General features: G+C 51.2%; 12 protein-coding genes and 1 pseudogene. 1 reads left to right on the top strand and 12 read right to left on the bottom strand.

Features of this window, described 5'->3' with window-relative positions:
* A pseudogene (locus HW443_RS05945) lies at positions 1 to 241 on the top strand (IS701 family transposase); the annotation flags it as partial.
* Here the strand turns inward: HW443_RS05945 and HW443_RS05940 are convergent.
* From HW443_RS05940 to trxB, 12 genes are all read right to left on the bottom strand, one after another.
* Complete coding sequence (locus HW443_RS05940) at positions 225 to 1,106, bottom strand: DUF4349 domain-containing protein (RefSeq protein WP_176235697.1); 882 nt, start codon at positions 1,104 to 1,106, stop codon at positions 225 to 227. The pseudogene HW443_RS05945 and the gene HW443_RS05940 overlap by 17 nt on opposite strands.
* The gene (locus HW443_RS05935; RefSeq protein WP_176233681.1) at positions 1,078 to 1,254 is read right to left on the bottom strand and encodes a hypothetical protein; all 177 of its coding nucleotides are present in this window, start codon (positions 1,252 to 1,254) and stop codon (positions 1,078 to 1,080) included. Before HW443_RS05935 ends, HW443_RS05940 begins: the two co-directional genes overlap by 29 nt.
* 77 nt (positions 1,255 to 1,331) lie before the next feature.
* Positions 1,332 to 3,926, bottom strand: coding sequence for an ATP-dependent chaperone ClpB (gene clpB / locus HW443_RS05930; RefSeq protein WP_176235698.1), 2,595 nt, complete (start codon positions 3,924 to 3,926; stop codon positions 1,332 to 1,334).
* A gap of 110 nt (positions 3,927 to 4,036) precedes the next feature.
* Positions 4,037 to 4,555, bottom strand: a complete 519-nt coding sequence (locus tag HW443_RS05925; RefSeq protein WP_176230274.1) for a hypothetical protein — start codon at positions 4,553 to 4,555, stop codon at positions 4,037 to 4,039.
* Positions 4,556 to 4,705: 150 nt separating this feature from the next.
* Positions 4,706 to 5,107, bottom strand: coding sequence for a heat shock protein transcriptional repressor HspR (locus HW443_RS05920; RefSeq protein ID WP_176235699.1), 402 nt, complete (start codon positions 5,105 to 5,107; stop codon positions 4,706 to 4,708).
* 17 nt (positions 5,108 to 5,124) lie between these two features.
* Positions 5,125 to 6,225: a molecular chaperone DnaJ gene (dnaJ, locus tag HW443_RS05915; protein WP_176235700.1), complete on the bottom strand. Its 1,101-nt coding sequence runs from the start codon at positions 6,223 to 6,225 to the stop codon at positions 5,125 to 5,127.
* Positions 6,226 to 6,341: 116 nt separating this feature from the next.
* Positions 6,342 to 7,007 (bottom strand): nucleotide exchange factor GrpE, encoded by a 666-nt coding sequence (gene grpE, locus HW443_RS05910; RefSeq protein ID WP_176235701.1) that lies wholly within the window; start codon positions 7,005 to 7,007, stop codon positions 6,342 to 6,344.
* Positions 7,008 to 7,076: 69 nt separating this feature from the next.
* Positions 7,077 to 8,927: a molecular chaperone DnaK gene (gene dnaK, locus HW443_RS05905; protein WP_176235702.1), complete on the bottom strand. Its 1,851-nt coding sequence runs from the start codon at positions 8,925 to 8,927 to the stop codon at positions 7,077 to 7,079.
* 503 nt (positions 8,928 to 9,430) lie between these two features.
* Entirely contained in the window at positions 9,431 to 10,714 is a 1,284-nt protein-coding gene (locus HW443_RS05900) for a histone deacetylase family protein (RefSeq protein ID WP_176235703.1), read from the bottom strand.
* Between the two features lie 91 nt (positions 10,715 to 10,805).
* The gene (locus HW443_RS05895) at positions 10,806 to 11,894 is read right to left on the bottom strand and encodes an N-acetylmuramoyl-L-alanine amidase (RefSeq protein ID WP_176230715.1); all 1,089 of its coding nucleotides are present in this window, start codon (positions 11,892 to 11,894) and stop codon (positions 10,806 to 10,808) included.
* Between the two features lie 50 nt (positions 11,895 to 11,944).
* Positions 11,945 to 12,277 (bottom strand): thioredoxin, encoded by a 333-nt coding sequence (gene trxA / locus HW443_RS05890; RefSeq protein WP_176230716.1) that lies wholly within the window; start codon positions 12,275 to 12,277, stop codon positions 11,945 to 11,947.
* Positions 12,270 to 13,232 (bottom strand): thioredoxin-disulfide reductase, encoded by a 963-nt coding sequence (gene trxB, locus HW443_RS05885; protein WP_176230717.1) that lies wholly within the window; start codon positions 13,230 to 13,232, stop codon positions 12,270 to 12,272. The genes trxA and trxB overlap by 8 nt, the downstream gene beginning before the upstream one ends.
* Positions 13,233 to 13,599 lie beyond the last annotated feature (367 nt).

The following is a 13,599-nucleotide window of genomic DNA, read 5'->3' as shown; positions in this document are numbered from 1 at the left end:
GTGGAGGATCGAGGTATATCATCGGGAGATCAAGCAGTGCTGCGGGATTGAGCGAGCGCAAGTGCGGAAGGCGGTGGCACAGAAGAATCACTTTCTTTATGCGCTGCGGGCATTTCTGCGTTTGGAGATACATAAGTTGCGAACGGGAAATAGTTGGTATGAGGCAAAGGTGTCCATTATCAGGGAGGCAATACGGGCTTATCTGGGTAACCCTACCTACAGTCTTACTCCAACTGCGTAAGTCCTAATACAATTACCCCCTGAATAACCTCCACAAACATCTTCAGCGCTGAATAAAAGGCGTCTCCAAAGCCCCATTCGATGGGCTCCCGCTCCTTCACCTCGGGCTCCGTGAGATACGCCTGTATGGTGGAGAAAGCCACCAGATCATCCAGGTATTGCATCCTACCTTTGATTATCTCTATCTCTTGTTGAACATAGGAGAGTTGGGTTTGCACCGCGATGGTATCCCCTATGGTCTCCGCCTTACCCATCAGCTCCAGCAGGATTCTTTCCTGGGCTTTGAGGTTTCTCAGCCGGCTCTCTAAATCCACATATTCCGGAGTGACATCTGACCCCTGAATGTTTATGCTGAGGATCTTACCCATAGCTTTGATCTGGGTAAGCACAGAGGTAAAATTTTTGGCTGGCACCCTGATTACTACGGTACCACTGGCCAACTCTCCTTCCCAGGCCTGGCTATCGGAGGAGCTGACCCAACCACCCACACTTTCGGCCAACAAAACTATCCGGTCAAAGGTCTCGCTGAATTTTCCTTCTTCTACCTCCAGACTGGTCTGGGCATTGCGGATGACCTTTCTTTTTCCGGCCGGAAGATAGGCCTCGCTCACTGCCAGCTCTTCGGCAGGAACGGCCTCACCAACTTCTACCGCTTCTCGGGAAGCGTCCTCCTCTAGAAGAAGTGCTTCCATCTGGGGAGCTGCAGCTCCTTCCTCCCCTTTCTCTAGCAGCTCTGGCGGCGCTGGCGCCCGGGCCGGGGCACAGGCGAATACAGCGAGTCCCAGGATTATGGAGATTACCAGTACCAGTACCAATGCCGCAGCTAGAACTACTCTTCTATCCCACTTTCTCTCTCTTGCTTCCATCTAGCTCCTCCTTTTTCTGAATGATCCATCTTATGAGGTTAGACTGGCAATCTCCAGTTACTGTTCCCTGAATCCTACCATCTTCCACTTGCTCCACCTCCGCCGGAGGAACCTCCACCGAAACCTCCTCCCCCTCCTCCGCCTCCACTGAAAAAGCCACCTCCTGATTCGGATACTATCCATGTTTCGCAGGTAATGGGGACATCATGACCAATTGGTTAGTGTTCAAGAGGCCACACCAGCCTGGCTAAAAGTGAGCTGATTATCGGCAGAATCTATCTCGATCAGATCTCCCTCCTGGAACTCTCCGTTCAGAATCTTGAGAGCCAGAATATCCTGGATATCCCGCTGGATAACTCGCTTCAAAGGCCTGGCGCCATAGGTGGGATCAAACCCCTTTTGGGCCAGGAACTCCCTGGCCGCATCGGTAAGCACTATCTCCAACTTTCTATCCCTGAGCCGTTTCTGCAGAAGGTCGGTCTGGATGTCCACTATCTTCTTTATCTCCTCCACGCCCAAACGGTTGAAGATGATGATGTCATCCACCCGGTTTAAGAATTCGGGCTTAAAGTTGGCCCGTAGAGCTTCCGTAACTCTCCTTCTCATCTCGTCCTGGTCGTGTTCCCCCAGGTCCTGGATCCACTGGCTGCCTACATTGGAGGTCATAATGACCACCGTATTTTTGAAATCTACTGTGCGTCCGTGGCCATCGGTAAGGCGGCCGTCATCCAGAATCTGAAGTAGAACGTTGAAGACATCGGGGTGGGCTTTCTCAATCTCGTCCAACAGGATTACCGAGTAGGGCCTTCTCCTTACTGCCTCGGTCAACTGTCCCCCCTCTTCAAAACCCACATAGCCAGGAGGAGCTCCTATGAGGCGAGACACGGTATGTTTCTCCATGTATTCAGACATATCCAGACGGATCATGGCCCTCTCGTCATCGAATAAGAACTCGGCCAGAGCCCGAGCCAGTTCCGTTTTGCCCACACCCGTGGGCCCCAGAAAGATAAAGGATCCAATGGGCCGGTTAGGATCCTGGAGTCCCGCTCTGGCCCTCCGGATGGCATTAGAGACCGAAGAAATGGCCTGATCCTGGCCTACTACTCTTCTATGCAGTCTCTCCTCCATGTGGACCAGCTTCTCGATCTCTCCTTCCATGAGTCGAGAGACCGGAATACCCGTCCATTTGGAAACTACTTCAGCAATGTCCTCCTCGTCTACTTCTTCTTTGAGCATCTTCTGTCCCTTCTGGACTTCAGCCAACTGCTGGTTCTCCTTATCCAATTGGCGCTGAAGCTGGATCAGAGTCCCGTATCGAAGCTCCGCTGCCCTCTGAAGATCTCCCTCGCGCTCTGCTTTCTCCGCCTCCAGGCGGGCCGTCTCCAGTTGTTCTTTCAGCTCCCGGATCTTCTGGATGGCCTGTTTTTCCATCTGCCACTGGGCCTTCATAGCCGTACTTTTCTCCTGAAGCTGGGCCAACTCCGATTTGATCTTGTCCAGCCTGTCCTTGGAGGCTTCGTCCTTCTCTTTCCTCAAGGCCTGACGTTCAATCTCCAGTTGCTGAATCCGTCTCTCCACCTGATCGATCTCCGTGGGCAGACTGTCAATCTCGATGCGCAGGCGGGAAGCGGCCTCATCAATGAGATCAATGGTTTTATCGGGGAGAAAGCGATCGCTAATATAGCGGTCGGAGAGAATTGCCGCGGCTACCAGGGCCGAATCCTGAATGCGTACCCCATGATGGACCTCATATTTCTCCTTCAGACCTCTGAGAATGGCGATGGTATCCTCCACTGAAGGTTCCCGAACTAAAATGGGCTGGAAGCGCCGCTCCAGAGCAGCATCCTTCTCCACATGCTTGCGATATTCATCCAGAGTGGTAGCACCGATGCAACGAAGCTCTCCTCGGGCCAGCATGGGCTTGAGCATGTTGGAAGCATCTACTGCTCCCTCCGCAGCCCCGGCTCCCACGATAGTATGGAGCTCATCTATGAAAAGCACTATCTGGCCCTGCAAGTCGGCAATTTCGCGAAGGACAGCCTTCAGTCTATCCTCAAACTCGCCTCTGTACTTGGAGCCTGCTACCAGAGCTCCAATATCCAGAGCCACCACCCTTTTGTTTTTAAGACCTTCCGGAACATCGCCATTGACGATGCGCTGGGCCAAACCCTCGGCTATGGCGGTCTTGCCCACCCCTGGATCACCGATAAGAACGGGGTTATTTTTAGTCCGCCGGGACAGAACCTGGATAACCCGGCGAATCTCATCATCCCGACCAATAACCGGGTCCAGCTTGTCCTTGCGGGCCAGCTCCGTGAGGTCTCGACCAAAACGCTCCAGAGCCCGATATTTCTCTTCTGGATTCTGATCGGTAACCCGCTGAGATCCCCGGATATCCACCAGAACCCGGTATATGACATCCTTGCTCACTCCCAGGCTTCGCAGGAGCGTGGGCACCGGGCCGTCTCCATCACTCAGAGCAATGAGCAGGTGCTCGGTGCTCACATATTCATCTTTTAGCCTTTCTGCCTCCAAAAAAGCCCGATCTAGTATCTGCTTCAGGACATTGCTCAGGTATGCTCCTCCTGCCGGCCCGTAGACCTTGGGCTTCTGTTGGAGAAGTTCCTCGGTCCTCTCCCTTACCAGAGAGGGGTTTACCTCCAATTTTTGAAGAATGGGAATGGCGACACCTTCTTCCTGCTCCAGTAGAGCCAAAAGAAGGTGCTCAGCATCAATCTGCTGATGGTTACGGCTTTCAGCAATACTCTGAGCCTGAGCAATGGCCTCCTGAGCTTTTATAGTAAATTTATCGAAACGCATTTATGTTCACTCCCTCTTAACTGGTTGATATCCAAATCATATCTTTGGCCCCGCTCCAATTCCGCGGTACGAAAGACAGCAATCCCACCAGTCACCAGTTCTGAATCAACTTACTCTTTAAGCCTATATGCTGCCAACCCTATCCCTATGGCTGCGAAAATCCATCCCAAAAGGCTGAAAGTCATCAGTCCTATAAAAGGATTTTCTATCAAAAAGAAAAGTCCCAGACGACCAGCTATAGATACTGATCCGGCAATCAGGTAAGCCAGAAAAGCACACAGTCCAGCTACCACCATAAGTCCAGTGCCTCTCTGCCTGTAGGCTCCCCGGCTCACAGCTTCTCCCACTGCCCATCCTGTGGCCAGATAAAGAAAGAGGAAGGTAAAAGGGAAAATAAGCTGGAGCTGACCGACAAGCAGTCCTGATATGAATGCGGCACCCAGACCGCTGCCCAGCCCTCTCAGATACTGCCGGGAGGTAATCCTTCTCAGGGCCGACTTTTTGTGAGCGGTACACGTTCTACAGCGAACTCCTACTGGTGTGAAGACCATGCACCTGGTGCAGAGGGGATCCCCACATCTGCCACAACTTACCTCTGTTTCCACATGAGGATGATTTACACAGTACAAGAATCTTCATCCTTTCTGCTTAATTTAACCCTACAGCGATACTTAAGAATCTTGGTTCAACATGTAGGGCAATTTCTTTAATTGAACCACAACATATTGTATGTATTCAGGTAAATGACGTTGTAGGGTTGAAGAACATCCCTTCCTACGCTACCGAAAATACTTCAGAATCTCCCTTGAGGGGAGTATGGCAATCTCCTTTTTGTAGCTTCGACGAACCTTCTCAATCTCCTCCTGCATCTCCCGGCTCATTCTTTCCATCTCTTTCTCCATATCTGCCAGGGCAGTTTTCATCTCCTCCAGAGCCTCTCTCATCTCCAAAATTCGCTTTACTCCAGCCAGATTTACTCCCTCCTCTTGAGTCAGGGTGTGAATAAGCCTGAGCTTTTCCAGGTCATCCTCTGAGTAAAGGCGTATGTTGGTAGAGGTCCTGAGAGGACAAAGAAGGCCCTTTCTCTCATACAGTCGGAGAGTTTGGGGATGGCAGTGAGCCAGCTCAGCAGCAATGCTGATGGCATAAACTGCCTTTCTTCTCTCTCGTCTCTCTTTCATAAACCTTCACCTTCTTGTCAGATCCTGGCCTTTCTCAACATCTCCTCTCTGGGGTTTTTTCCATGCAGGTTGGCCAGCTTCTCTATAAGATCCCGCTCGGCTCTGCTTAACTTGTCCGGCACCACCACCTTGAGCCGGATCAGCATATTTCCCCGGCCTGTGGACCCCAGCCTGGGGTAGCCCTTCCCCCTCAATCGGAGAACATCTCCAGATTGGGCACCCGCTTTGATGTTGACATTACCCAGACCATCAATAGTGGGAACGGTAACTTTGGCCCCCAGGGCTGCTTCGGCAAAGGTAATAGGCAACTCAATTTCAACATCATCACCCCTTATTTTGAACAGTGGATGAGGAGCGACCCTGGTAATGAGATAGAGATCTCCTGCTGGACCACCTCTGGTTCCAGCACCCCCTCTGCCCTTCAGCCTGATCTTGGTTCCATCCTTGACCCCGGGGGGAATCTTGACCGTCAGTTTCTTGAGCTCAGTTACCCGGCCCGTTCCCCGGCAGGAAGGACAGGGCTTTTCTACAATCACCCCCTGGCCCCGGCACCGACCACACACCTGACTGAGAGCAAAGAAGCCCTGGTTAATCGCACTAATCCCTCGTCCTCCACAGGAGGGACAGGTAATGGGATGGGTTCCCGGTTGAGCTCCGCTTCCAGTGCAGGTTCTGCAGATCTCTTCTCGGTTGACACTGATCCTTGTGCTGGCCCCTTTTACGGCATCCTCGAAGGAAAGGTGTACCTCCGCCGTGATATCAGACCCCTTTTGGGGCGCCATGGTCCGGGTAGCCGTTCTTCCGCCAGTGAAGAAATCAAATAGGTCACTGAAGGAGCCCAGATCGGAGAAATCAAAGGGCCGGTATCCATATCCAAAGTCTCTCTGCGCCCCCTCTCCAAAGTATCTCAACCTGTTATCATATTGCTTTCTCTTCTCTTCGTCCCCCAGGACAGAATAGGCCTCGGAGACCTCCTTGAACTTTTCCTCCGCACTTTTGTTATTAGGATTGACATCAGGATGGTACTTCTGAGCTAGCTTTCGGTAGGCTTTCTTTATCTCCTCCTGACTGGCATTCTTGTCAACCCCTAAAATTTTGTAATAGTCCTTTCCATTCAACCGGATCACCTGATTGGCTAAGAAATAGGAATTTTGGAGAGATCTCCGAAATAACCTTTGCCTCAGAGAAAACCCTGATCAGGTTTTTCCCTGAGGGCCTGACCGGGTAGCAGAAGCTATCCTTCAGCTCGCTGCTCCCTTGACTCTACTTCTTTGGAGACTTTAACTATGGCTGGCCGGAGAAGGTGATCATTAATAAGATAGCCCTTCTGGAAGACCTCGACCACCGTGTTGTCCTCGTGCTCATCGCTTTCCACCTGCATGATAGCCTCATGGAAGTAGGGATCAAATCTGTCTCCCGCGGGATCTATGGTCTTCAGGCCCTCTTTCTCCAGCGCTTCCTTGAACTGATGGTAAATCAGCTTGACTCCTTCGATGATCTTGCCTTTATCGTCCGTAGATTCCGCAGAAGATAGAGCCCTCTCCAGATTATCCAGGACCGGCAGAAGCTGTTTGACCAGCTTGTGAGTGGATATCTGAGTGAAGGTATCGAACTCCTTTTTGATCCTCTTCTTGTAATTTTCGAACTGGGCCTGCACCCGCTTGAGAGTATCTACATAATCGGCTATCTCTGCCTCTAACTGTTTGACTTTCTCTTCAAGCTTTTTTACCTGAGACTCGGAGTCCTGGACAGAGATCGGAGAACCCTTCTCCTCTTCATACACTATCAAATTCTCGTCTTCAATTGTTTCTTCTACCAGTTTTTCCTTTGTATCCTGGAACCGTTGTTCTTGTATGTTCTGAAACTCAGTTTCTGGCTCCTCTCTGTGCCTCTTCGGCATGAGAGCACCTCCTCTTCTTATAATCAGTGGTGGGAGGAGAAGACTCCCCCTTTTCCCATCTTTCAGCTCTTACTTATTCTCTTCTTCGTCAACCACCTCAAAGTCGGTATCCACAACTTCCTCCTCATCGGTTCGAGGACCTTGAGAGGAAGCTTGTTGCCCTCCTGTGGTGCTCTGCTGTTGCGCTGAGGTTTTAGCATAGACTGCCTCTGCCAGCTTGTGGGAGGCATCCAGCAGCGCATCGGTGGCCCTCTTGAGCCTGTCTATGTCGTCGGTATCCATGATCTTCTTCAGCTCAGCAATGGCGTCCTCTATTCTCTTCCTGTCGCCTGGATCTATCTTGTCACCAATATCCCGCAGCGACTTTTCTGTGGAGTAGATCAGGTTATCAGCATGATTTTTGGCCTCCACCAGTTGCTTTCTTCTCTTGTCCTCCTCGGCATGGGCCTGGGCTTCCTTAATCATTTTCTCAATCTCTTCTTCAGAGAGCCCGCTGGAAGCAGTGATAGTGATCTTCTGTTCATTACCGGTAGCCATATCTTTGGCCGAGACGTGAACGATGCCATCAGCATCGATGTCGAAGGTCACCTCTATCTGAGGTATCCCTCGGGGAGCCGGAGGGATGCCCACCAACTGGAAACGGCCCAAAGTCTTATTATAGACTGCCAGCTCTCTCTCGCCCTGAAGAACGTGAATCTCCACACTGGTCTGGCTGTCCTCAGCAGTGGTGAAGATCTCGCTTCTCTTGGTAGGTATGGTGGTATTTCTCTCGATAAGTTTGGTAAATATTCCACCCTTAGTCTCAATGCCTAAAGACAGAGGCGTAACGTCCAGAAGAAGGACGTCCTTGACCTCACCCTTGAGGACACCAGCCTGGATGCCCGCTCCTACTGCCACTACCTCATCAGGGTTGACTCCCTTGTGGGGTTCCTTCCCGGTCATCTTGCGGACCAGCTCTTGAATAGCCGGCATGCGGGTCATACCCCCCACCAGAATGACGTGATCAATATTCTCGGCCGTCTTGTTAGCGTCCTCCAGAGCCCTCTTCATAGGGCCTCGGGTGGCCTCGATCAGATCAGCACAGAGCTGCTCCAGCCTGGCCCTGGTCAAAGTCATATCTAGATGTTTGGGGCCGGACTCATCCGCCGTGATGAAGGGAAGATTGATATTGGTCTGCATAGTGGTGGACAGCTCTATCTTGGCCTTCTCTGCCGCTTCCTTGAGTCTCTGCATGGCCATCCGGTCCCTGGACAGATCAATACCGCTGTCCTTCTTGAACTCCGAGACCATCCAGTCTATAACTCTTTGATCAAAATCATCGCCACCCAGATGGGTGTTCCCGCTGGTAGACTTTACCTCGAAGACCCCCTCGCCTAGCTCCAGAATAGAGACGTCAAAGGTCCCGCCTCCCAGATCATAGACCAAAATAGTCTGGTCGTGCTCCTTGTCCAACCCATAGGCCAGAGCAGCCGCGGTGGGCTCGTTGATGATCCTCAGAACTTCCAGGCCAGCAATGCGTCCTGCATCTTTGGTAGCCTGCCTCTGAGAGTCATCAAAGTAAGCCGGTACAGTGATGACAGCCTGGGTTATTTTCTCACCCAGGTAGGCCTCGGCGTCCCTCTTCAGCTTCTGCAAAATCATGGCCGAAATTTCAGGCGGGGTATGATTCTTTTCACCCAGCTTTACTTTTTCCGTTGTCCCCATCTTGCGCTTGATGGACATGACCGTATTCTCCGGGTTGGTGATAGCCTGACGTTTGGCAACCTGGCCCACCAGAAGCTCCCCGGACTTGGAAAGGGCAACTACCGATGGGGTAACCCTGCCTCCTTCCGCATTGGGAATTACGACCGGCTCACCAGCCTCCATCACTCCTACACAGGAGTTGGTAGTGCCGAGATCGATACCGATGGCTCTTGCCATAACAAATCACTCCTTTTAGACTTAACTCTGAGATTTTTTCTGACTGTATTATAAATCTTGAGTATATGATTGTCAAGTCTCCTTAGCGTACTTTTACTTTTATAAACATGTTAGAAGTTTTTCAAAAGAGGGGCCTGGCGGGATGTCTCTCAACCTACGGTGATAATGGAGGCGAGAAAAAAGGAGGCCCCATGTATGAGTAAAAGTTAGAGAGAGCGAGTGTAGCCAGTTTACGACCTACCCGAGCGCACCGCTGCAGGCAGATATCCACGGAGCTGCCAGCCGGGTAGTGTAGCGACTTGAGCGGCGTGAAAGATAAGATAAAGGGGGGTAATCAGTTAGCTCCACCTCGGGTCAGCATCCTCCACTTTGAAACCCGTGGAGGCCTCAGCACTTCACTCAAGGCCAATCCGGTCGCTAAACCAAGCACCTCTCCCCCGTGGAGCTAACCGACCACCCCGCATAAGACAAATATCGGTTTTAATCTATCGGAACAGACTATCCTATATCTTCCAGTATCTGGCGAAATAGTTTTTGAGCTTCTCTACCATTTCTTCTGAGCTGGATGAAGCTTCAGGAAGCTCTGATGGCTCTTTCTTCCCCTTTTTCAAAGTATCGGTAGCAGGCTCCACCAAAGCTCTAAGGGTGGCCACTACGCTATCGGAGAGGGAGTCAAGCCCATAGCCTCCCTCCAGAACGACCAGCAGCCTGCCCTCACAGCAGATCTGGGCCAGGTCTTTGACTCGACCAGCCATTTTGTTGAAGACGTCTGTGCTGAGGTCCAGAGCAGAAAGGGGGTCATCCCGGTGGCCGTCATAGCCCGCACAGACAAGAACAAGCTGAGGATCAAACTGAGTAGCTATAGGAAGTATTATCTTTTCCAAGGCCAGCAGATATTCGGAATCACCTGAGCCAGGACCAAAAGGAAGGTTAATGGTAAACCCCTCTCCTCTACCCTCACCTACCTCCGTAAAGTATCCAGTACCAGGGTAGTGGGGATACTGATGGAGAGATATGTAGAGAACATCATCCCGATCGTAGAAAATCTCCTGCACCCCGTTCCCATGGTGGGCATCCCAGTCAATAATCACTACCTGCTTCCACCCCATCTCCCTGATGGCATATTCCGCCCCTACCGCCGCATTATTGAAGATACAAAAACCCATTCCCGAGGCTTTTCTGGCGTGGTGGCCGGGGGGTCTGACCAGCGCAAACCCATTCTCACATCTGCCATTGGCCATGTCCTGAAGACCTTGCAGGACACCACCCACGGCATAGCGGGCGCACTGGAAGGTCTTCTCTGAGACCACGGTATCAGGATCCAGATGCACTAACTTTTTAGCTGCGGACAGCGAAGCCACCTTAGCTATGTACTCTTGAGAATGGACCAGAGCAATGACTTCCACATCGGCCTCGGAGGGGCGGGCCCAGAGAAGTTTGTCTTTCAAGCCACTGGTGGTGATCCCTTCCAGAATGGCTTCCAGCCTCTTGCTGTTTTCAGGATGACCTGGGGTCGTCTGATGGGAAAGAAAGATCTCATCATAGATAACCTCTGTTAGCACTCTAGCTCTTTCCGAGTCGGCCTCTGGCACTGTCACCTCTGCAACCTCTTCGGGTCCTTCCTTGGCTGAGGGAGGGGCTCCCGCCGGCGCTGCACAAGCTGCTAAAATACTGGCAACTGTTGGCAGGGAAATACCGAGCAGCGTGGCTCTTCTAATAAACTCTTTCCAGCTAATGCTGCCCCTCAAAAATCGATCAAACCATTCCTGAAATTCTTGATCTTTCACTTTCCTTAACTTAAGGCTCTCTTTTTTTAAGAAGCATCCTTACGCCATTCTCCCGAGCCTGAGCGGATTTCTTCTCTTTCAGATCCGGACATCATATTATGCTTTGCTTTTCCATTTCCAGGAACCTGGCCACACCCTGGGAGATAGCTCTGGAGATCGTCTCAATGTAGCTTCCACTCCCCAGAAGCCTCTCCTCCTTGACATTGGAAATAAAAGCTGGTTCTACCTGAACAGCAGTCATACGAGTTTTGCGCAAGATGGAGTAGTTCATGCCATGGACCCGGCAGTCCACCAGAGCCAGACCTCTGATCAGCTCATCCTGAATAAGATGGGCCGCCTTCTTGCCCGCTTTGGAATACCATCTGCCATTAGAGAAATAGAAGCAGGTAGATCCCTCAGCCTGCATGTCGCGAGAGAAATTCAGATGGATACTCAGGAGACAATCCACTTCCTGTTGATTGGCCCTCTGGGATCTCTCTCCCTCGGGAATAGTCTCACCCTCCTCTCGGGAAAAAACGACCTCTACGCCCCTCTGCTCCAATATCCACCTGCAACCAAGAGCAATACGCCAGCACACTTCGGCTTCGGTCAGGCCGAAAGCACCCACTGCGCCAGGATCTTTGGGCAATCCATGTCCTGGATCAAGCATAATTTTTAATCTTCTGTCGCCTCGAGAGCTGTTACAAATGTATCTTTTATCAGGTATGGCGAACCTGCTGCCCGTGGAAACTGCTTTTTTGAGGCTGTTTAACGCATCTATAGTCTCTTCTCCCGCGATTCCATCGGGGGGCAGACCTATGTTTCTCTGAAACTCCCGGACCGCTTGATCCGTCTCTTGCTCGAAGACACCGGCTTCGTCCTGAGTGTGGAAGCCGAGAGAATTGAGGGACATCTGCAGCTCTCGGACATCATCGCCTCTCAAAGGAGGGTATCTGTAATAAAGGGCTCGATCCCCTAGCCGGTAGCTGGCTTCCACTAATTCCCGCCAGGTTTCCTCTCCCACCACCCCATCGACTATCAGACCTCTCTTCTGCTGGAAAGCCTTGACAATTGTCTCGGTTTGCTCCCCAAAGACCCCGTCGGCCGCACTCTTACCCAGATCAAACCCCAGAGCAATGAGCCTGCGTTGGATATCTACTACCTCTTCTCCCCGATCATTTTTTTTGATAGTCTGCTCCATCCTAACCTCTTCTCCGGCCTACCTCTTTCTCGGGGAACGAGCATGATACCCTATTTGAGAAACTCCTCCAGCTTTTCCTGGAGTTTCTTCTTGGGCAGCGCACCTATGATGGTCTTTTGGGCTACCCCTTGTTCAAAGAGGATGATGGTGGGGATGCTCAATATTTCATATTCCTGAGAAGTCTTCTGATTGTCATCCACATTCAGTCTTCCGAACTTTATCCGGCCCTCGAATTCTAGAGCCAGCTCATCCAATATGGGTTCCATCATGTTGCAGGGCCCACACCAGGGAGCGAAGAAATCTACCAATACCGGTATCTTCGAGTTCAGGACCTCTTCCTTGAAGTTCTGGTCGGTCAGTTGAAGCGTGTTGGTATTAGCCATTTACCTCACCCCTTTTTGATGTCTTTTGCTCTCTCAGACTATCCAGATACTCTCCGGCTGAAGTAGCAGCAACAGCCCCGTCTGAGCTGGCAGCAACTACCTGTTTGAGGGAACCCTTGCGTACATCCCCGGCCGCATAGATCCCTTCAACGCTGGTCTTCAAATTGTCATCGGTCTCTAAATATCCGTTAGGGTCCAGCCTGACCAAATCGTGGACAAAGGTGGTATTGGGCACTATACCAATAGCCATGAATACGCCGTCGGCAGCAATCTCCCTAAGCGTTCCATCTTTTTTGTTCTGAACCACCACGCTACGGACTGATCTATCGCCTTTGATTTCCACCGGGACAGAGTTCCACAGAAAATCAATCTTCTCATTGTTAAAGGCCCTTTCCTGAAGGATCTTCACGGCTCGTAGCTGATCTCTTCGGTGGACAATGGTCAACTTTTTGACAAATTTGGTAAGGAAGAGAGCCTCCGTAAGGGCAGTATCCCCTCCTCCCACCACCAGGACATTTCTGTCCCTGAAGAAGGCTCCGTCACAGGTCGCACAAAAGGATACTCCTCTTCCGATAAACTCCTCCTCCCCGGAAATACCCAGGCGGCGATATCCAGCGCCGGAAGCGACAATAATTGCCTGAGCGATTATATCCTCGCCATCGGTCTTGATGACTTTTCGAGAGCCATCGAGAAATATCTTTTCTACCTCCACGAAATTTCGGATCTCGGCCCCAAACTTTTGTGCCTGTTTGACCATGAGATCAATCAGCTCCTGGCCTGATATCCCGTCTGGGAAACCAGGGAAGTTCTCTATCACATCAGTCAGAATAGCCTGTCCCCCGGGCATGGCCTTGTCCAGGATCAAAGTATCTATTCGGGCTCGGGAAGCATAAAGCCCGGCCACCAATCCCGCTGGGCCTGCTCCAATAATGACCAGTTCTCTTTCCTCGACCACCGTCCTCTCCTTCCTAGGGCTATTCTAACCAGAGGTTCCAAGGCTGTCAATTTGTGGCTTTACGGTATCTTTTATTACAAAGTATAGGTCACTGCTCAGTCTCTCTCCTCAATAACATATCCACTGCTTGTTCTAATTTAACGAGAAACGTCTGGCATTTTTTCATATCCTCTACGACCTTTTCTCGAGCAAATTCAGTGTAGTCCACGTAATCTCCTTCTTGACGCTCGTTAAACAGCTCCCCATAGAATTGGCCCAGTTCTTTGGAAACAATGTAGCCCATTGTCGCAATGCTATTGAACCCGTAAAAAAGGAACAGTCAGATGTAGTGCATGATATTTTAGCTTTCCTGGCAGAGCAGATGAAA

The organism is Candidatus Hakubella thermalkaliphila, assembly GCF_013281975.1.
Taxonomy (GTDB): domain Bacteria; phylum Actinomycetota; class Humimicrobiia; order Hakubellales; family Hakubellaceae; genus Hakubella; species Hakubella thermalkaliphila.
This window is presented reverse-complemented; position numbering and strand designations above follow the sequence as displayed.

Excerpts from the sequence above, each read along its gene's own strand:
- HW443_RS05920 (WP_176235699.1), bottom strand. The coding sequence starts at position 5,107 with ATGAAAGAGAGACGAGAGAGAAGAAAGGCAGTTTATGCCATCAGCATT.
- trxA (WP_176230716.1), bottom strand. The coding sequence starts at position 12,277 with ATGGCTAATACCAACACGCTTCAACTGACCGACCAGAACTTCAAGGAA.
- grpE (WP_176235701.1), bottom strand. The coding sequence starts at position 7,007 with ATGCCGAAGAGGCACAGAGAGGAGCCAGAAACTGAGTTTCAGAACATA.
- clpB (WP_176235698.1), bottom strand. The coding sequence starts at position 3,926 with ATGCGTTTCGATAAATTTACTATAAAAGCTCAGGAGGCCATTGCTCAG.
- HW443_RS05940 (WP_176235697.1), bottom strand. The coding sequence starts at position 1,106 with ATGGAAGCAAGAGAGAGAAAGTGGGATAGAAGAGTAGTTCTAGCTGCG.
- dnaK (WP_176235702.1), bottom strand. The coding sequence starts at position 8,927 with ATGGCAAGAGCCATCGGTATCGATCTCGGCACTACCAACTCCTGTGTA.
- HW443_RS05895 (WP_176230715.1), bottom strand. The coding sequence starts at position 11,894 with ATGGAGCAGACTATCAAAAAAAATGATCGGGGAGAAGAGGTAGTAGAT.